We start from the raw sequence: 18,776 nt of genomic DNA on the forward strand, positions 1-18,776 counted from the left end.
TTCTGTCATGATCATTAAGGCAAACAACAAAATCATTCCTACCTGGGTTTTATCCGGTATGAAAGGGTTGAAGGAAAGAACCGGACATTCCATCATTTTTGAAAATCTGATGACAGGATTGTTTGAGGGATTGCAGATTACACGGCTTAAGAAAGAAGCCCTGAGCTCCTTCCGATAGAAGCTGACGAAGGGCTGGGAGATCTAACGCATCGGACATTGCCAGCACAGGAATTTGGTACTCTAACCATCGTAATTCATCTAGCATGGTTCGCCCGTTCATCACGGGCATATGCATATCCAACAAAATTCCATCGACCCTATAATTCACCACCACGTCCAGGCCTTCCCGTCCATTTCCTGCCACATACACGTGATATTCCGAATCTTCAAGGACAGTTTTTAGTAACCCTGCCACTGAAGGATCATCTTCAACCACCAAAATATACGGCTGGTTTTAGGTGATATTTAAGGTGCAATGTGCTGGGTCTGGTGTCTCAAGTTCTGGAATTTCCCATACATCCGTCCAATGGGAAGAGGAATGCAGGTGCATCATGAATGTCCTTTCTTTCCGATTGATCATACCTATTGAAATCGAGAATTCTATTAGCGGGTTTTAAACCTTTTCCCTGGAATATCTGTAACAAAGCCGTTCAGTGAATTTGTCCGGGGGGTCGCTGGATAACAACCGGGAAAGTGGATGGCTCACTTCTGCTGGCCGCATGAAATGTCCTCAAGTTTCTTGATCAGTAAAATCAAGTGGAGGGGAAATACCTATACCAAAAAAGTGGGGCGCGTAACTCAAGGGAAGTTCCGCCCCCCCTTTCTGAGAGCCTGAATATGGTGTTGTTCATGTAAGAGAAGTCTGCGGTTGGGCCTCCACGGCTTCTTTTTCAGATTGATAGATAGGAACAATCTCTGAGAGGTGGGTCGATTCTAAGAGATATTTGACCGTCGGTTGCGGGCTAACGATGCTGAGGTTAACGTGATTGGGCCTCATCTTGTGATACCAAAGGAACAATTGTCCTAATCCCATCGAATCAATCCAGGTAATCTCAGCAAAATTCAGGATGATATGTTGACAGCCCATTTCTTTTGCTCCGAGGATGGCGACTTCAAGGCCTAACTTGGAACTGGCATCAAAACTTCCTGAGAGGTCCAGTATTTTTGTGTTCTGCTGACAATGCTCTCTAACGGCAAGCATGGGTTCCTCCTCCCTCTTTTTCGATTCCCTTAGGTCTAGCGAAAATTAGTTGACCGATTTTGCTGATTTCTAGGCTGCTGATGGTGAAGAGATCTTGATTACCTTTTCTTGAACAGTTGACGCTCCGGGGAGAGGGGCATCAATCCCCCAGACAGGTTAAAGTGAAATACGTATATGTCATGGGAAGCTTCTGCAATGAAAAGCTATGGAATTCGGCTAAGTTTAAAAATGGCATTCCGTCCGCTCGCTAAACTACATGGGAATTTTCCTGTCTCCCTAATCTGGTTAGAGATGGAAGGACTAACCCATGTGCCAATTTAATGGGAAATTGCCCGTTTGTTAGGTTGGAGCTCAGCGTCCTGGTTGAAAAGACCCGTCACAACGCAAAATCTCCCGTTGAACGAAGCATCCGGAAAGCTGGTTTTTCGTAGAGGTTCCGGTTGCCCCTTAGGGGATTTGGCAGATAACCTGAGGCCATCAGATGGTAAGAAGGGACTCATTATGTGCGGCGAGTCTAAATTTTTTGAGCAGGATTTTTGCGTTTCCAGCCTCGAGGCATGAAGGTCAGGCGGTGGCGGCGGGGGATGAGGCGGATTAACCGCGAAACAAGCGAAGAATCATCTCAGGCGAAAAATTAATCATTCACACCATAATGAACCTCCAGACAAGAAGATCCGACAACCTTCATTTATTAAATTGTGGCCCCTCACACAAGAATTCTCCTATCCGAGCCTTCTTGCTATTCACGACCATCTTAATACCAACCGGATGTTTAAAGCATAAGAGTTTACAAGGGACGGTTGGTCTTATTCCTACCCACCGAATTGACGCGTTTAGGAAAGAACCGGTATAAGGCTGGTTGTTACAGGATGGAAAGAGATTGCCCACCTAACGGATTTAAAAATTATCGCACCAAAATTTAAGACATGAAAAGATAATAAATGGTAAAGTGCATTTCATTAAGACCATGAGCGTGATAGTTTTGCTGGGGTAGCATTTATTTCATGCCAGGCAGATGGTACTGCTTGACGAACCCACCTAACTCATTGAAAATACAGTAAAAGCGCCCGTAGCTCAATGGATAGAGCACTTGACTACGGATCAAGAGGTTGCCGGTTCGACTCCTGCCGGGCGCACCATCTTCGGTTGTTCATTTTTAGAACCCCTCACATATTTTTCCAAATCCCCCATGTGCAGATTTGCTGGGGGGCCAGTTTGAGAGACTGGCTCCGCTTTTTCACTTTAGACTTGAGTCATATGGATATTTTTATCCGTATTAGCTTCCGATAAGTCTCTCTTAATCCCGAGACCTTTCGTAATCAACCTCACGAGTTGCCTGATTCCGGGTTGGTCAATTGGGAATATTATTAAAATCCCTATTCGTCCCCTCAGATAGAAAATTCTACAGACTATTTGCCAAAGACGAACAGAGGTGTGAACAAGGTGCTCGTATTGTACGGCCTTTGATATTCGGGTGACTCAAAAAATGAAATGTGTCGGGCACGAATCCATTCTTCTCGTGAAATCATCGCAAGGACCGAAGCAAAAGGGTTCTAAGTGGGGAATTTGTGGTCTGGAGAGAGACTCATACGAAGAATCCTGGGATTGACTAACCATTTTTCATTTTCACCTATACTGGACAGGCATTCGAGTCTGAAAAAAAATATGGAAGATGAAAAGGGGCAGATCATGGAAGAAAATATTGCGGTATTCTCAAAAATGGAATGGTGGTTACACTGTGCTCAACGATGGGGTTTCGCTTTTCTCATTGGCATGTTGTCGATTGGAAATTACCCTGTTTCGGCCGAAGTCCTTTTGGCCACGGATTTTGAATCTGGGAACCTTTCTGGCTGGACCGTGTTTTCTACCTCCAATGGAACTTTAGGGGGAAAGGGATTTCCTACGGTCGACTTGTGTAATCATGGGACCCGGGTCTCTCCGTCTTATTGTCTTCAGATCCAAGTGGGACAGCTCCATTACGATCCTACCGGTGAGTTGCAGCAAGGTGGAGGGATTGGGCTCACCACAATGACTAATTCCGGCCTCATGCAGCTCTCAGCCCATGTGGGGGTGACCTACCATTCTCCAGATTATAAAAGGAATCTGAACGGGGGATTGTTTGAATGGGTTGTTGATGATCAAGTCATAGCGGATCTCGATGTCGGTCCGGTGGATGATGGTGACACGGCTCAGCAGCTATTCAGTGGAAAAGTCCCTGTGGCGGCAGGTCGTCATTCCATCCAGCTTCGCGTGACCCGCCCCTTTCAGAGCGGTGCCGGCAAGCCGGCGCCGGTTCAGTTTGTCGATGATGTCATGGTGGAACTCCTTCCCCAACCATAAGGGGTCCTTTGATTTTTTGAAAAAAAGGATTTCCATTGTCTGCCTCCCGGGTTAAGAGTGGAGCGAGGAAAACCGATAAAAGAAGACACTAACGGATATCATACCGAAAGAGTCTTCTATGGTTATTTCCGAACGTAGTCTCAATCACGATACCCTCGTGGAAACTTTTGCAGGTCGGTTTGATCAACATGCCAGACAGGATTTTAAATGGCGGATTGATCATGCCATTCTGCAAGGTTATCGGTTTGTCATGTTAAATATGGTGGCCGTGTCATTTATTGACAGTGCCGCACTCGGGTGGTTGGTTCTTGCTCAACGGCGTTTTCAGCGAATTGGGGGCAAGCTTGCCATCATTTCTCCGATAGGATTTGTTCGCGATGTCCTGGAGATCACTGAAATTGGGGAATGGATCCCTATCTTTCCCAGCGAAGATGAAGCCTTGAAGACCTTTGAATCTAGTAAAGAGCATTCATCGGAGCCGTGACGATGGGAACATCGACCGCACTAAAACAAGATGTCTGTCGGCCGTTATCAATCCCCCAAAAAAATCGACGATCATTTCGACGGATGTTCGTCAAACCCTACCAGGTGCTACCGGTAGCTATTCGTTGTGGACCAGACACGGTGTGTCAGGGTCGTGTGCTCAATCTCAGTCATCAAGGCATGCTCGTTGAATTTCCCGACGATCAAATTCCTCCAGTGCTGAGAGGGACCCAGGTGTCCGTCAAGTTGCATTACCTCGGTGACAGTATTTGGTTGCCTGGGCTTGTCCGGCATTGCAAGGGCCAAAAGATTGGATTTTTGTTCCCCGCCCTGACCAATCATCCAACAAGAGGGGCCAAGCACCCACTCACCATAGTTCTACATTCTCTCTCCCGCGCAGTCACCTCTCGATAACATCCTTTTCTTTCCACTTCAGCCATATTCCTAATCGTGCGCGAGTATTCATCTGAATACCGAGCAGAACGACAAAATGAGTCTTACTTGTCCACCATGCCATCCCTAAGGCACCTAACCTTAGGTCCTTGAGGAGGCGAGGTCGTAGAAAAGGAAGGATGAAGAGAAACTGCTTATGGAATCCCCGAGGATAGAGAATACCAGCATGGCTCGCTTTGGGCGTATGTTGCGGTCTGCTTAGGATTGAGGGGAATTGCGGTGACTTGTCTTGGGCACCATCGAGAGAGATCTAGAAGCACGCGTGGAACGGGTAATGGGTTCCTGAATGGCTAAGAGACATTCCAGGCGTGGCCGAACCGCATCGAGGTCCTTGTGCAGATGAATTTCGGTAATGCGGTTGTCATTTAAATCGATGGATTGGCAAATGGCATCCTGCGCAATTTTGAGACCGCCATCGAGATCCCGCCGCAGAGCCGTTTTGAAGTAGAACCGGAGAGAAAGGCTGAGGGCGTGACTCTCCAATTTCGATAAAAATTCGGTTCGATGAGAAGATTGCCGCAACACCGTGAGTAAGTGGCTAGCCACGGCCTTTTTGTAAAGTCGACCGGTGGAGGCCAGAACTCTTCGCCCGTTGACGGTGGCATATTGATGATTAACGCTGGGTGGCAGGGGTAAGACAACCAAGAGTTCGCAAGGTAACAGAGTATCGCCCCCAAGATATTCCCAATGCATTTGGGATCCTGCGGTCTTAGCTTTTCGTTTACTATGGCCGGAGAGGAGTACAAGGCCACCCCTCACTTCTGACTGCAAAAGCTTGGGAAGGGAAGGGATACGAATAGTTCTCAATGGGACTCTAAGGGGGTGTGGGGTTGGTCCTGGAACGAGTAGGATGGCCAGTTAAAGGAGGCTCTGAATTTTGCTCATGCTGTGTTCAAATGTGTCTTCGTTTATATGAACAAAACGTCGCCATTCTGATGGATTCCACACTTCAAGGCGATGAAACATGCCGACTAACACCACTTCCTGATCCTCATCGACTGGGACCAGTTTGCGAAATCGGCCTGGGATTAAGATGCGACCGGCTTTATCCATTTCTGAAGCTGAGGCTTCCGAGACCATGTGATACATGAAAAGGCGTCGCTGGTCTTCATCGAGAGATTGTTTGGCGTTTTCCAGGATCTTGGCCCATTCCGGGTTGGTATAAGCGGAAACTGGCATATCCTGCCCCTTGAGGAACATCAGGCTATTCCCGTGAGTTTCGATTTCTTCACGAATAGGACTCGGGACAACAAATCGTCCTTTTTCGTCAATTTTACAGTAATATTGCCCAGCAAACATGCAATATGTTCCTTGGATCTCTTGAACATTTTATCTGTGAGTGTAGCTTAACGAATGTTTAAGAAAAGTCAAGTAGTTTTGCTTGAGTAGTCGAGCTAGTCGTCTTCGGTGGCAGGTATCCCCATATTCATATCGTCGGTATCCATCCCCTCCATGGCCTCGTCCATGTCATCTCCCAGGTCTTCCCCCATCTCCTTTCCCATTTTTTTCATGAAGCGGGCCATGCTTTGTGGATCGTTTTCGTCCAGGTCCCCGAAGTTACTGGGATCGGCCAAGGCTTCCATTCTGGCTTCTTCCGATTTGGGTGCAGCAAAGCGGGACATGATGCGTTCCAGATTGGCACTCAGGCAATACTTGCAGGATGGGACTGGAGCATTTGAGGTGAGGATTAAAAAGGAATTACGTTTCCGGCAATCCTGACAACGGTATTCATAAATGGGCATCGAGTCGTTCTCCTTCTGATCGCAATGTACGGGCTGTATATATCGCAAACCCGGCCATTTGGGAAGAGAGGGGTTTTGGTTTTTGAGAATTGAAAGATCTCATATGATTTTATAGAGCGAATCCCTCTCCCTCATTCTGGGAAGTCTCACGATAAGAAGATGGTCAAAAGGGCTGTTCAGAAAGGTCAGGGAAAGGGAGAAGAAAAGGGTCTGCAGATTTATTTAGATAAAACAACCAGCAGAAGAACCTTACTGGAAATCTCTTCGCCTTGATGCAGGTATTGGCAATTAATTCCCCTACACCATTCTAGCGAGTGTCAGCCCATACACCGGGCCTGATCCGGCACGCCGAAGCGTCTTCGCGCATTCATGCAAGGTTGTGCCGGTGGTAAAGACATCGTCCACCAATAAAATTCGTTTGCCTTGAATGTGGGCAGGCTTGGCCACGGAAAAGGCTCGACGCAGATTCGTGAGTCGCTCTTTTCTTGATAATGAAGTTTGGGGGACCGTGGGTCGGATCCTGAGCAGGCATCCCAGTAACAGAGGAATCCCAGTGGCGTGATGGAGTTCGTTGGCTAGCAGCAGGGATTGATTGTACTCACGTTCCCGTAATCGTTGCGGATGAAGGGGGACGGAGATGATGGCATCTAAGGGTGGTAAAGCTGGCAGCGCCTCAATCATGGCTTGGGCGAGTGGGTGAATCAACGACAGTTTTCCACGGTATTTGAATAGGGTAATGGCTTCTTTGAGTGGGGATTGGTAGGGAAAGAGACTCCAGACTTGCGTGAGGGCCAATGGTCGTGCGCGGCAGGCTCCGCACTGGTGGGCGGGGCTATGAAGGAGGGCAATGGAAGAAGCAAAAGGGCGTCCACATCGCGGGCAAACGGGGTCTGGAATAGGTTTGAGCCCATCCCAACACCGACGGCAAAAAAATGGAACGGGATCTTCCCACAAGGGATTCTGACAGCCGGCACAGGCGGTGGGAAAAATGACATGAAGGAGCGATCGGAGAAGGCGAGTCGAGAAAAGCGGAGTCATGGAGGCGAACTTTCAGAGCTGAGGTCGACAGGGATGTAAACCTAATATTCGTGGGGCGCCTTGGTCCATTTACCTTCGGTATGATATAGGAGGGATAGCAAATAAACCATGATTCAAGTGCGTTTCTGACTGCCGCATTTCCGGATGGGTGCCCGTGATTCAGTTTCAACATGTCTATAAGGAATACCGGCGCGGATCCACTCCGGTCGTAGCGTTGCGGGATGTCTGTGTGGACATTCAGCAAGGAGAGTTTTGTGCGCTCATGGGACCCAGCGGGAGCGGAAAAAGCACGCTATTGCATTTGGTGGCGGGGCTGGACTGGGTGACATCCGGCGACATCCTGCTTGACGGGCGATCCTGCCTGGCGTTTGGTGATCAGGAATGGACCCGATGGCGTCGGGAACAGGTTGGGGTCGTGTTTCAGGCATTTCATCTGATCCCGGGATTGACGATTGAAGAAAATGTAGCGCTTCCCTTGCGTTTACGAGGTGAGGTATCCGGGTCGGTGCGAACCCGGACAGCCGACATATTGGAGAGGGTGGGGATGAGTCATCGGCTGGGTCACCGGTCGCATGAATTATCAGGAGGAGAGCAGCAGCGGGTGGCGCTTGCCCGTGCCTTTGTGCATCGCCCTCGACTGATCGTGGCCGATGAACCCACCGGCAATTTAGATGGTGAAACCGGGGCGAGCATTGTGTCGTTGCTGCGTCAATGTGCGAAGGAATTCGGCCAGACGGTGCTCTTGGCCACCCATTCATTACACGCCGCTCAGGCGGCGGATCGGATCGTCGCGATTCGAGACGGACAATTGGAGTAAAACGCAATGGATCTTTCAACAGAAATTGCCGGTGTATCGTTTCCATGTGGAGTAATGAACGCGTCAGGGGCCTTGTGCGTGACGCCGGAAGAGCTGGAGGCACTTGGCAGGTCACATGCCGGCGCGATTGTGACCAAATCCATGACACCTCATGCCCGTGAGGGCAATCCCCAACCACGGTATGTGGCGTTTGATGGTGGCTCGATCAACTCGATGGGCCTTCCCAATTTAGGATTTCCCGTTTATGCGAAACTGATTCCAGAGTTGAAGCGGTTTGGGAAACCCGTCATCGCCAGTCTGGCCGGCCTTCATCCTGACGATTTTCTCGAAGGCGCGAAGGCCTTGGAGACCGCTCAACCGGATTTGGTGGAGGTGAATTTATCGTGTCCCAACATTCCCGGTAAGCCACAAATCGGGTATGACTTTGAGGAAACGGAACGGTTATTGACTGAGATCCGTGCGCTGCTGACCGTGCCGTTCGGCGTGAAACTCCCGCCCTACTTTGATCCGATCCATCATCAGAAAATTGCCGAGGTGCTTCAGCGAAGTGGCGTGGCCTTTGTGACGGTCATTAATTCAGTGGGGAATACCCTGGTCGTTGATCCGGAACGGGAAATGGTGGTGATTAAGCCCAAAGGGGGATTTGGCGGATTGGGTGGTAGGATGATTAAGCCCGTAGCCTTGGCCAATGTTCGCGCGTTTTGGAAGATCTGGGGTGATCGGATTCCTATTATTGGTACAGGGGGGGTGGAGAATGGAGTGGATGTGTTCGAGCATGTGTTGTGTGGGGCCTCAGCAGTTCAGATAGGCACGGTGCTGGTTGAGGAAGGCTGCGAGGTGTTTGCAAGGCTCGAACGGGAAATTGCTGACTGCTTGCAACGGAAATGCTATCCGTCGTTAATGGCATGTCGAGGGAAATTACGGGAGATGGATTGAAAAAGTACGAATTTTGATCTGCCTGAATAGGTAAAGTCAAAATGAGCTACAGCTACTGCGCTCTTGACATTTTTATGGCAGGCTAGGTCGAGAGAGACGTCATCTAGACCGTTGTGGTCGGGGTTGGTGGGCCTTTGGGAATGATTCGAAGCGCAATGGCTTGACGGAGTAACTGAGCTACGTTTCTGACCCGTAGACGCCGCATCAAGTTGAAGCGGTGGACTTCGACTGTTCGCACGCTAATGTCTAGCTGTTCGCCAATTTCACGATTAGTAAAGCCTTGAGCCACCAGGCTCAGGATTTCCTTTTGTCGGGCGGTGAGAGATTGGCCCTCGGAATTGGGTTCCAAGAGTTCTTCTGTTGATTCGGATTCAGTCACTTTCCCTTTTGGCATATTGAGTCACAACCCCACGCATATTTTTCTAGTAAATTTAACATACGCCCCTTACTTCCGACAACCGCTCTCATGATACGAATCCTTCTCCTATTGGTCCTTGACCATGTTCGCCATCGGCCTTTTCGAGCCTTTCTCACGGTGGTCGGGGTAGCAATTGGTGTCTCGGCCTGGTTGGCCATTCGTCTGGCCAATGGCGAAGTCTATCAATCCTTTGAACAGTCGGTGGACTCCGTCGTGGGAAAGGCGTCTATCACCCTGTCCCGAGGCACAGAAGGGATGGATGAAGCAATCATCGAGCTGATTCAACGTCATCCTGGGGTCAAATCGGCTCATCCTATTCTTAAAATTGAGGTCACAATCCAACAAGAAGGCCTCTCCACGGGTCAGACGCTTGTGATTTGGGGGGTAGATCTTCTGAATTATGAGGAAGTCAGGCCATCAGAGGATTCGACCCCATCGATTCCGGATAATCGGTGGAAACAGCTGTTTTCTCCGCAGACGGTCTTTTTAGGGAAAGAATTTGCCAAAGAATTAGGGCTGAGTGAAGGGAAGACGCTGACCGTGACGGGTCAGGGCGTCTCCCATGATCTGGTCGTGGGAGGCCTGTTGGGATCGTCTGATGATCTTCTGCAAGGAACCGAACGACAGGCGATCATGGATATTGCTGCAGCCCAATGGTTGTTCAGTCGGTTGGGACGTCTGCATTCTATTGCCGTAGTTCCTGAACCTGCAGTGGCGGGGGCCAGGCTCATCCAAGCGCTGCAAGCCTGGGTGCCTCCGGATATTCGAATCAGTCAGTCCTCGCGACGGACGGGGCAAGTGGAATCGATGTTGAAAGCCTTCCAGTTTAATCTCACCATGCTTAGTGGAATAGCGCTATTAGTGGGGGTGTTTCTGGTCTATAACACGATGGCATTTTCGGTGGCACATCATCGTCGGGAGATTGGGATTCTCCGGTCACTCGGCATGGAACGGCGAGCCATCACGGGCCTGTTTCTCTTGGAGGCGGGTCTGCTCGGTCTTGTGGGCGGGGTCATGGGCTGTTGGTTCGGGGTCTTCCTGGCTGGCGGATTGACGACGCTCATCGGGCAGAGTGTCGGCGAGTTATATGGGGTGACATCTTTGGCGGTGTCGGAGGTTCATCCCTGGCTTTTGGTGGAAGCGGTAGTGATTGGGTCTGGGGTTTCCCTCCTCGGAGCGCTCCGCCCTTCCTGGGATGCCAGCACGATAGCTCCGGTTCAAGCCTTAACGGTAGGTCAATCCGAAGATGAAGAAACTGGTTCGTACAGGACGTCAGGGTGGATTGCGATGATCGCATTTGGTGGAAGCGCTTTCCTGAGTACCCTTGCTCCTGTAGATGGTATTCCGGTCGGAGGGTATGCCGCGGCGTTTTGTCTTCTGGTGGGCGGAACCGCACTGGGGCCTGTGCTCTGCGGGTTGATTCATGAGTGGAGGAGAACATGGCAAAGCGGTCGATGGGGCCTCTTGCCGTCCCTTGCGGCAGAACAGATCAGCCGCAATCCCGGTCGGACCAGTGTGACCATGGCAGCGATTGTCGTCGGGCTGGCCATCATGGTTGGAGTAGGCATCATGATCCAGAGTTTCCGGCATACGGTAGACATCTGGATTGAGCAAACGATGCTGGCGGATATCATCGTGGCTCCGGTGTCATGGTTGGGGGAACAAGAGGTCGAGAATGATAAGCCGGATCTGCCATTGACTCTAGTAAAGACGGTTATGTTGGTCCCAGGGGTCGAGGCGGTTGATCCATATCTGGAAACGGTGGGGGAGGTTTCAGGGCAAACGGTGTCGCTGGTCGCACGCGACATGGCCCTTCATGCCGGGCGTAGCCGATATCTGTTTGTGACAGGTGATTCCACTCTCATTTTACAAGAAACGATCGAAGGTGAAGGCGTGATTGTGTCTGAGGTGTTAGCCGGGCGGCTGGGATTGGCGGTAGGAAACCACATAAATGTGAAGACGCCTTCAGGAAACCACGCCTTTCCCGTGAAGGGCATTTTTTATGATTATGCCACCGATGGGGGAAAAGTGGTCATGGACGACCACCTCTTTCGTCGGCATTGGGGAGAGACCGACGCGACCATCTTTGCGGTGTATCTCAAGGCCGGTCAGGCCCTCCCGGTTGTGCGACGTGAAATCGAACAGGTGTTAAAAAATGGCATCCCCATCGTCACAATCAGTAACGGAGAACTGAAAACTGAGATTCTGGAAATTTTTGATCGGACGTTTCGCGTCACTTATGTACTGGAGTTGATTGCTCTAAGCGTGGCCGTGCTGGGGATTATCAATACCCTCATGACCGCCATCACGGAACGCAGGCGGGAGCTGGCTACGCTACGAGCGTTGGGTGTGAGTCGCCCACAGATCCAAGGACTCATCTTCTGGGAATCCTGCTATGTGGCCGGACTGGGTGCCGGCTTGGGCATCCTGGTGGGATTGGCGCTGTCAGTGTTGTTGATCAACGTGATTAATAAGCAATCATTTGGATGGACCATTCAATTCGTCTTGCCATGGGAAACCTTGGGGATGGCTGTGCTCGTGGCGTTGTTGGCGGCGTTTCTAGGCGCGTGGGGGCCAGCCAGATGGGCCAGCCGTCAATCGATCGCCGAGGATTTACGGTATGAATGAAATGTGTGAATGGTCGTGCTGAAAAAAGTCTTAAGACAATGTGACAAGAGGTTCAGTGTGAGCAGATTTCGGCTTTTTCCGTTTCGGCTCCTTCGTATTTCACTTCCACCGTAAAGCCCAGGTCTTCAATCATCTTCCAGACTTCCTGGTGGGCAAGGCCTGGTGTCGTCAAGTAGCCATCAACGAAGAGTGAATCCGCGACGTAGAGCGCCAAGGGTTGGAGCGAACGAAGATTTCTTTCTCGTCCTCCGGCCGCCCGGATTTCCGTTTTGGGGTGGAAGAACCGGAAGAGACAGAGAATCTTTAAACAGCGTGCAGGTGTAAGATTGTTCATTTTGTCAAAGGGCGTACCTTCGACCGGGTACAACATATTTAAGGGGATAGAATCAGGTTGAACGTCCTGTAACGCCAAGGCCAGATCTACCAGATCTTCATTCCCTTCCCCCATTCCGACAATCCCGCCGCTGCAGAGTTCCAATCCCGCCGCGCGGGCATGTTTTAATGTATCGATTCGATCTTTATAGGTGTGGGTGGTACAAATAGAGGGGTGATAGGCTTCACTGGTATTGAGGTTATGGTTAATGCGATCAACCCCTGATTCTTTTAGAAGGCTGGCTTGTTCGCTGTTTAATAAGCCGAGTGAACAACATATTTGAATTGGCAGCTCTTTTTTAATCTGTTTGACGGCGCTGGTGATGTGTGTGAGTTCTGATTGTAATGGGGAGCGGCCGCTGATCACGATGCAATACCGCTGCGCTTTGGCTTGTGCGGCGCGTCTGGCACCTTCCAGCATTTTTTCGGGAGAGAGGAGAGAGTACCGCTCGATGGGGGCGGTGGAAATGGTTGATTGGGAGCAATAGTGACAATCCTCCTGGCAGGCCCCACTTTTGGCATTCAGCAACATTTGCAGGCGGACGGTGTTGCCAAAATATCGTGACCGAATCCGATAGGCCGCATTCACCAGATCGAGAAGCTCGTCCTGCGGGGTGTCCAGAATGGCTAAGCCTTCCTGTCGACTTGGGATGGCTCCCTCCAGCACTCGGTCTGCCATTTCATAATATGGGGTCATGGGTTGTTCTCCCTTACTTTTTCTTAATATTTTCGATTACGAACCTGGGGTCCAGGGGTGAAATTCTATATAACTTAGGAAAGCCTGGCGACTTTGGCGGGTGCTTTTGGCGCTCGTGCTACCTGCGGAAAGGGTGTGCGGCTTTCAGGAATAGAAATTTGTGGAGCGTCCGACCACATGCTTTCCAAGGCATAATACTTCCGGATATCTGACTTAAATATATGGACGATGATGTCTCCATAGTCGAGTAATATCCAATTGGCCGTTTCTTTTCCCTCGATCTCGGGGCTTATTTCATAGCGTGTGGACATGACCTTTTCAATAAACGAGGTAATTCCACGTACTTGAGGTACTGAATCGCCAGATGCAAAGACGAAATAGTCTGCTATTGACGTCATCGATCCCACGTCAAGCACCAACACCTCTCCTGCTTGCTTTTCTTGAGCCGCTTGAGCGATGAAGACCGCTTGTTCGAGGGTAGGAGATGATTTCGGTGGTGTTAGACGGGCCATTGGTACAATCGTTGCTGAATTATATAGGACTCCACGGTGGGCGGCAACCAATGGCTTACGGAAGAGCCAAGGGCCAGGTGCTCCCTAATCGTCGAGGCCGATATCTCACATGGCGGGATGGATAGGAGATAAATGGTCTTGCCGGAAGGAAGAATGATGTCCAGACGCGTTGTGTCCTGTTCATCAAGGTTTTGAAATGCTTGAGGCTTTGTCGCAGGAATGAACGGCAGGGATTGAAGTTGTGTGAAGGAAACCCCTGGTCTTGAGCAGACGATAAAATGACAGAGGGTGAGCAAATGGTCCACGTTCCTCCAACTGCAGAAATCGAGAAAAGCATCCAGCCCCAGAATAAACCCCAATTCCGTTCCTTCCGGGAATTCTTTTTTGAAATGTGTGACGGTGTCGACACTGTAGGACACTGCCGTTGATTGGATTTCGTGATCGGATACCGTGCAGTAGGGAAACGGGGCAATCGCCTGCTTCACCATTTCTAATCGATGTTGGGCTGGCGCAAGTGAGTCTGATGGTTTGTGTGGAGGATCCCCTGTCGGGACGAAAATGATCCGATCAAGGTGGATCTTGTTGTGGACATATTGGGCAATATGCAAATGCCCATTATGGATGGGATTGAATGAGCCGCCTAAGAGGCCGATAAACATCAGTCTAGAATGTTCTCATGTGTCATTTTAGAAAGAAAAACTGCGATCTATCCCTATACCAGGGAAGATTTTTGTATAGCTGAGAGTCATGTCGCTTATGAAGCCTGCGGCTCAGTCAGGACCAGATTGTCCCGGTGAATGACTTCCTCATACTCCAATGTGCCCAGGAGTTGCCTGATGTCTGATGTTTTTTTCCCCTTGATGCGGTGGAGGGTTTCGGCAGAATAATTTGTGAGTCCCTGCGCGAAGGTCATTCCCTCCCGGGTAGCGCATGTGATGGGGTCTCCTGTCAGAAAGATGCCTGTGATGTCCAGAATGCCTGAGGGTAATAAACTTTTTCCTCGAAGGGTGAGTGCGGCCACGGCCCCTTCGTCCAAACGGAGTTCCCCTTTTGGTCGAAGCGTATAGGCAATCCACTGCTTTCGACTGGTCAGGGGTGATTGGTCTGACGCAAAAAACGTTCCTCCAGGCTTTCCGTTCAAGGCCTCTCCTAGGGCATTGGGAGTTTCTCCATTTAATAGGAGGGTAGGGACCCCAAACCGTCCTGCCTGCTTGGCGGCTTTAATCTTGGTGACCATGCCTCCACGGCTGGCTTGTGTTCGAGAAGATCCCGCAAGGTCTTCAATGTCCTTGGTGACGTTGGCAACCAGAGGGATTAATTCCGCCGAAGGATTGAGGTGAGGATCCTGGCTATAGAGCCCATCAACATCGGATAGAATCACCAGGAGATCTGCGTCGACTAGGTGGGCCACTTCTCCAGCGAGTGTATCGTTGTCCCCAAATCTGATTTCGTCGATCGCCACAGTGTCATTTTCATTGATAATCGGAATGACTCCTAGCTGAATAAGGGTATTCAAGGTATGACGCGCATTCAAAAATCGTCGACGGTTGGATAAATCCTGGTGAGTTAAGAGAACCTGGGCAATCTTGTTTTTCGTGTCTTCAAACGCCATCTCATAGGCTTGCATGAGGCGGCTTTGTCCGACGGCAGCGGCGGCCTGCTGAAGGGGTAATTCAGTGGGATAAGAAGAAATGCCGAGGTGTGCGATGCCGGCAACGATGGCCCCGGAGGAAACCACGACAATCTGTCGATTCTGAGTCTGCAGGGTGCCCAATTCCTGGGTTAAACGGTTTATACGGTCGAGACGTAAACCGCCCTGCGAAGAAGCCACCAGGCTGCTTCCAACTTTGACGACGATCTTCTTACACGCCGCTAGCACTTGCTCGCGCATGAAGTCTTTGCTTCCAGAACGGCGCTCCCTAAATAGGTCACAAGTGATGGGAGGCCTTCCCTGGTCACGGCCGAAATGGGAAAGAATGGATAGTGGTGTGTGGCACAATACTCCCGTAGAGCTTCCAAGTGCTGCCCGTTTCCCTGTGAATCAATTTTTGTGGCCACGATGGCAAACGGTCGTTCAAGGAGTTCGGGGTCAAAGGCCTGGAGTTCTCTTTGTAGCGTTTCCACGATCACAATGGGATCTTCTGAAATCCATTCGGTGATATCGACCAGATATAACAAAAAGGCGGTTCGCTGGATATGTCGCAGGAATTTAATTCCTAACCCTTTCCCCTCATGAGCGCCTTCAATCAATCCTGGAATGTCGGCGACGACAAATGACGAATGCTCCATCCATTCCACCACTCCCAAATGAGGTCGAAGGGTCGTGAACGGGTAACTGGCAATTTCTGGATGGGCAGAAGAGATCGCTGAAATCAAAGTGGATTTGCCGGCGTTTGGAAAGCCCACCAAACCGACATCGGCCAACAGTTTTAACTCCAGATTCACCCATCGCTCTTCGCCCGGGGTCCCTGGTTCGAATTGACGTGGCGCTCGATTTGTTGACGTGGCAAAACGTGCATTGCCCTTTCCGCCTTTGCCTCCTTTGGCCACAATGGCGGTTTGTCCTTCTTCAATAAGATCGGCAATGATGTCGCCGTCCTCGGTTTTCACGAGAGTCCCGACAGGAAGGGCAATCAGGATATCTGAGCCATTGGCTCCGTGGCAGTTCGTCTTGAGGCCTCTGACGCCGGACGTGGCCTCGTAGTGTTTTTGATATCGCAAGTCGAGCAAGGTTGAGACTCTATTGGAGGCCACAAACACCACGTCTCCTCCATCACCACCATCGCCACCATTGGGACCACCAAATTCAGCAAATTTTTCTCGTCGAAAGCTGCAGTGTCCGGTGCCACCGTCACCCGCTTTGATGAATATCCGTGCTTGATCAATAAACATACTGATCCTTAAATCCTAGCGGACTTACAAGAGACAAATGAAGAAGATGAATTGAAAAAAGCAGGAAACGGGAAGGGAAGCTAGACGGGAGGATACACGCTCACCTTGCGGCGGGCGATTCCTCCTTCAAACTTAACGATCCCGTCTACTTTGGCAAAGAGTGTGTAGTCGCTTCCAAGTCCGACATTTGTCCCAGGAAAGAATTTCGTTCCGCGTTGACGAACGATAATACTTCCGCCAGTTACCTTTTCACCGGCATAAGCTTTGACGCCTAAATATTGTGGATTGCTATCGCGACCGTTGCGGGATGATCCGCCGCCTTTTTTATGTGCCATGAGTCAAACCTCCAAAGAATTTCAAAGACCAATGTTAAGCAGATGCCACAATTTCAGTGATTCGAACCTGCGTGAATCCCTGACGATGGCCCTTGGTCCTTCGATAGTTCTTACGCCGTTTCTTTTTGAAAATGGTAATGGACCGGGTTCGCGCATGTCGGATAATCTCCCCTTTGACCACTGCATCTGAAATCATGGGAGAGCCGACAATCGGTGCCTGGTCCGTTTGGACAAATCGCACTGAGTCAAATTGGATGATAGATCCAACATCCCCTTCAAGGGACTCGATTTGTAGTATACCGTTCGGTTCAGCCCGGTATTGTTTTCCACCTGTTTCGATAATTGCATACATATGTTTAGCTCCTTAACAAACACGCATTTTGCCAGTATGTTTACATTTATGTCAAGATTTTAGTATATCATCACGCGTTCTTGGTGTCTGGAAAAAAATCCGTGATGCCCTTGGCACCCACGCCTTGTTTTTTTAAAGCTTATGTCAATCGGAGAAGTATTTCTATGGGGACTGTGTCAAAAAAAATCTGGATGGATGGAGCTCTTGTCGACTGGGATGAGGCCTCGGTCCATGTTCTTACTCATTCTCTCCATTATGGTCTCGCAGCATTTGAGGGGATCCGTTGTTATGAAGGCGTGACCGGATCAAGCATCTTTCGGTTAGAGGAGCATGTCGACCGGCTGTTTGAGTCTGCCCATATCACCATGATGCCCATGCCTTTTACCAAAAAAGAAGTGTCGGATGCTATTGTTGAGACGGTTCGAGTTAATCAATTAGTTTCGTGCTATATCCGCCCCATCGCGTATGTGGGCTATGGCGCGATGGGAGTGTACCCTGGTGACAACCCGATTCGTTTGGCTATTGCGGCTTGGCCATGGGGGTCGTATTTAGGGGAGGATGCGCTGGCGCAAGGCATCAGGGCAAAAATTTCATCCTTCACCCGGCATCATGTGAATGTATCCATGACTCGGGCAAAAATATCCGGATATTACGTTAATTCGATTTTAGCCAAATGGGAAGCAAAGAAGTCTGGATATGCCGAATGTATTCTCCTTGATCCTGATGGTTATGTCGCTGAGGGGACAGGAGAAAACGTGTTTATTGTGAAAAGGGGGGTCTTAAAAACGACTCCCTTGACCTCTATCCTTGACGGGATTACCCGGAATTCGATTCTTGAATTGGCGAGAGCCCAAAAAATCCCGGTGATTGAGGAACGGTTTACCAGGGATGCGATGTACGTAGCAGACGAAATATTTCTCACCGGAACAGCTGCCGAGGTTACACCCGTTCGCGAATTGGATGATCGAAAAATCGGCGAAGGTAAGCCAGGGCCTCTCACAAAATCGCTGCAGGATGATTTCTTTAGAATTGTGCGTGGCGAAAATGCGGCTTATGCCAATTGGCTGACTCCTATTTAGGAGTTTCGCTTCTAACAGGTGGCCTCATGCCTCATGACCATGGGCCATTCCACCAGTTTTCCAGCTGTTAAAGTAGTTGCCGACTCACCAAAGGAAATAGTTTATGGCGTTGTCTGGGGGGCAGTCGTCTCTGCTGCTGGATCAACTGCGTCGGTTTCCGTTGGAGGAGTTGCCGCAGGAGTCGACGGAGAAGACGATTCATGATGGGAGGTTGGGTGAAGATCTATCACTGTGGACGAAGTGTTGGCCTGTTTAGAAAGTAGAGCCAGGCTTAGGGATGTCAGCATAAACACAATAGCCGCTCCCACGGTGATTTTACTCAAAAACGTACCGGGGCCTCGACTTCCAAACACCGTTTGAGAAGATCCCCCAAACGATGCGCCGATCTCAGCGCCTTTTCCTGCTTGGAGCAAGATTGCGGCAATCATGAGAAAACAAACTATGATATGAAGAATGACAGTCAAAGTATACATAATGTGTG

22 protein-coding genes and 1 tRNA gene are annotated in these 18,776 nt (G+C 50.0%); 8 read left to right on the forward strand and 15 right to left on the reverse strand.

The features are described 5' to 3' along the window. Positions 1-49 precede the first annotated feature (49 nt). Positions 50-436, reverse strand: a complete 387-nt coding sequence (locus tag ACWHYD_RS03385; protein ID WP_447964513.1) for a response regulator — start codon at positions 434-436, stop codon at positions 50-52. A 411-nt stretch (positions 437-847) separates the two neighbouring features. Beyond that, positions 848-1,201, reverse strand: coding sequence for an STAS domain-containing protein (locus ACWHYD_RS03390; protein ID WP_447964514.1), 354 nt, complete (start codon positions 1,199-1,201; stop codon positions 848-850). Positions 1,202-2,264: 1,063 nt separating this feature from the next. Here ACWHYD_RS03390 and ACWHYD_RS03395 point away from each other — a divergent pair. From ACWHYD_RS03395 to ACWHYD_RS03410, 4 genes are all read left to right on the forward strand, one after another. Next, positions 2,265-2,340, forward strand: a tRNA-Arg gene (locus tag ACWHYD_RS03395). Positions 2,341-2,866: 526 nt separating this feature from the next. Next, positions 2,867-3,541: a hypothetical protein gene (locus tag ACWHYD_RS03400; RefSeq protein WP_447964515.1), complete on the forward strand. Its 675-nt coding sequence runs from the start codon at positions 2,867-2,869 to the stop codon at positions 3,539-3,541. A gap of 118 nt (positions 3,542-3,659) precedes the next feature. After that, the gene (locus ACWHYD_RS03405) at positions 3,660-4,025 is read left to right on the forward strand and encodes an STAS domain-containing protein (protein ID WP_447964516.1); all 366 of its coding nucleotides are present in this window, start codon (positions 3,660-3,662) and stop codon (positions 4,023-4,025) included. A gap of 2 nt (positions 4,026-4,027) precedes the next feature. Beyond that, positions 4,028-4,438, forward strand: a complete 411-nt coding sequence (locus tag ACWHYD_RS03410; protein WP_447964517.1) for a PilZ domain-containing protein — start codon at positions 4,028-4,030, stop codon at positions 4,436-4,438. A gap of 237 nt (positions 4,439-4,675) precedes the next feature. Here ACWHYD_RS03410 and ACWHYD_RS03415 read toward each other — a convergent pair whose 3' ends face one another. From ACWHYD_RS03415 to ACWHYD_RS03430, 4 genes are all read right to left on the reverse strand, one after another. Beyond that, positions 4,676-5,170 carry a RusA family crossover junction endodeoxyribonuclease gene (locus ACWHYD_RS03415; RefSeq protein WP_447964518.1) on the reverse strand — a complete coding sequence of 165 codons (495 nt, stop codon included), beginning with the start codon at positions 5,168-5,170 and terminating at the stop codon, positions 4,676-4,678. 165 nt (positions 5,171-5,335) lie between these two features. Continuing rightward, positions 5,336-5,776, reverse strand: a complete 441-nt coding sequence (locus tag ACWHYD_RS03420) for a division/cell wall cluster transcriptional repressor MraZ (RefSeq protein ID WP_342347227.1) — start codon at positions 5,774-5,776, stop codon at positions 5,336-5,338. Between the two features lie 95 nt (positions 5,777-5,871). Next, the gene (locus ACWHYD_RS03425; protein WP_447964519.1) at positions 5,872-6,219 is read right to left on the reverse strand and encodes an FmdB family zinc ribbon protein; all 348 of its coding nucleotides are present in this window, start codon (positions 6,217-6,219) and stop codon (positions 5,872-5,874) included. A 297-nt stretch (positions 6,220-6,516) separates the two neighbouring features. Beyond that, positions 6,517-7,257: a double zinc ribbon domain-containing protein gene (locus tag ACWHYD_RS03430; protein ID WP_447964520.1), complete on the reverse strand. Its 741-nt coding sequence runs from the start codon at positions 7,255-7,257 to the stop codon at positions 6,517-6,519. A 154-nt stretch (positions 7,258-7,411) separates the two neighbouring features. Between ACWHYD_RS03430 and ACWHYD_RS03435 the strand changes: the two genes are divergently transcribed. Beyond that, positions 7,412-8,074, forward strand: coding sequence for an ABC transporter ATP-binding protein (locus ACWHYD_RS03435; protein ID WP_447964521.1), 663 nt, complete (start codon positions 7,412-7,414; stop codon positions 8,072-8,074). Between the two features lie 6 nt (positions 8,075-8,080). Beyond that, positions 8,081-9,010, forward strand: a complete 930-nt coding sequence (locus ACWHYD_RS03440) for a dihydroorotate oxidase (RefSeq protein WP_447964522.1) — start codon at positions 8,081-8,083, stop codon at positions 9,008-9,010. A 103-nt stretch (positions 9,011-9,113) separates the two neighbouring features. On the opposite strand, the gene ACWHYD_RS03445 is transcribed toward ACWHYD_RS03440, so the two are convergent. Then, complete coding sequence (locus ACWHYD_RS03445; protein WP_447964523.1) at positions 9,114-9,404, reverse strand: response regulator transcription factor; 291 nt, start codon at positions 9,402-9,404, stop codon at positions 9,114-9,116. Positions 9,405-9,476: 72 nt separating this feature from the next. On the opposite strand from ACWHYD_RS03445, the gene ACWHYD_RS03450 reads away from it, so the two are divergent. Further along, on the forward strand, positions 9,477-12,056 hold the full coding sequence (locus ACWHYD_RS03450; protein WP_447964524.1) for an FtsX-like permease family protein: 2,580 nt from the start codon (positions 9,477-9,479) through the stop codon (positions 12,054-12,056). 52 nt (positions 12,057-12,108) lie between these two features. Here the strand turns inward: ACWHYD_RS03450 and bioB are convergent, their stop codons facing one another. The 7 genes from bioB to rplU all read right to left on the reverse strand — a co-directional run bounded on the left by bioB (position 12,109) and on the right by rplU (position 17,216). Then, positions 12,109-13,125 carry a biotin synthase BioB gene (bioB, locus tag ACWHYD_RS03455; protein ID WP_447964525.1) on the reverse strand — a complete coding sequence of 339 codons (1,017 nt, stop codon included), beginning with the start codon at positions 13,123-13,125 and terminating at the stop codon, positions 12,109-12,111. 74 nt (positions 13,126-13,199) lie between these two features. Continuing rightward, on the reverse strand, positions 13,200-13,637 hold the full coding sequence (gene rsfS / locus ACWHYD_RS03460) for a ribosome silencing factor (RefSeq protein ID WP_447964526.1): 438 nt from the start codon (positions 13,635-13,637) through the stop codon (positions 13,200-13,202). Further along, positions 13,625-14,296 carry a nicotinate-nucleotide adenylyltransferase gene (nadD, locus tag ACWHYD_RS03465; RefSeq protein ID WP_447964527.1) on the reverse strand — a complete coding sequence of 224 codons (672 nt, stop codon included), beginning with the start codon at positions 14,294-14,296 and terminating at the stop codon, positions 13,625-13,627. The genes rsfS and nadD overlap by 13 nt, the downstream gene beginning before the upstream one ends. Before the next feature lie 95 nt (positions 14,297-14,391). Beyond that, the gene (gene proB, locus ACWHYD_RS03470; RefSeq protein ID WP_447964528.1) at positions 14,392-15,528 is read right to left on the reverse strand and encodes a glutamate 5-kinase; all 1,137 of its coding nucleotides are present in this window, start codon (positions 15,526-15,528) and stop codon (positions 14,392-14,394) included. Continuing rightward, positions 15,510-16,529, reverse strand: a complete 1,020-nt coding sequence (gene obgE, locus ACWHYD_RS03475) for a GTPase ObgE (RefSeq protein WP_447964529.1) — start codon at positions 16,527-16,529, stop codon at positions 15,510-15,512. Before obgE ends, proB begins: the two co-directional genes overlap by 19 nt. Positions 16,530-16,609: 80 nt before the next feature. After that, entirely contained in the window at positions 16,610-16,864 is a 255-nt protein-coding gene (rpmA, locus tag ACWHYD_RS03480; RefSeq protein ID WP_447964530.1) for a 50S ribosomal protein L27, read from the reverse strand. Positions 16,865-16,898: 34 nt separating this feature from the next. Next, entirely contained in the window at positions 16,899-17,216 is a 318-nt protein-coding gene (gene rplU / locus ACWHYD_RS03485; RefSeq protein ID WP_447964531.1) for a 50S ribosomal protein L21, read from the reverse strand. 164 nt (positions 17,217-17,380) lie between these two features. Between rplU and ACWHYD_RS03490 the strand changes: the two genes are divergently transcribed. Next, positions 17,381-18,295: a branched-chain amino acid transaminase gene (locus ACWHYD_RS03490; RefSeq protein WP_447964532.1), complete on the forward strand. Its 915-nt coding sequence runs from the start codon at positions 17,381-17,383 to the stop codon at positions 18,293-18,295. 101 nt (positions 18,296-18,396) lie between these two features. Here the strand turns inward: ACWHYD_RS03490 and secG are convergent, their stop codons facing one another. Then, a complete protein-coding gene (gene secG / locus ACWHYD_RS03495) occupies positions 18,397-18,768 on the reverse strand; it encodes a preprotein translocase subunit SecG (RefSeq protein WP_447964533.1) in 372 nt (123 codons plus the stop codon). Positions 18,769-18,776: the final 8 nt, after the last annotated feature.

Source organism: Nitrospira sp. Ecomares 2.1 (assembly GCF_965152585.1).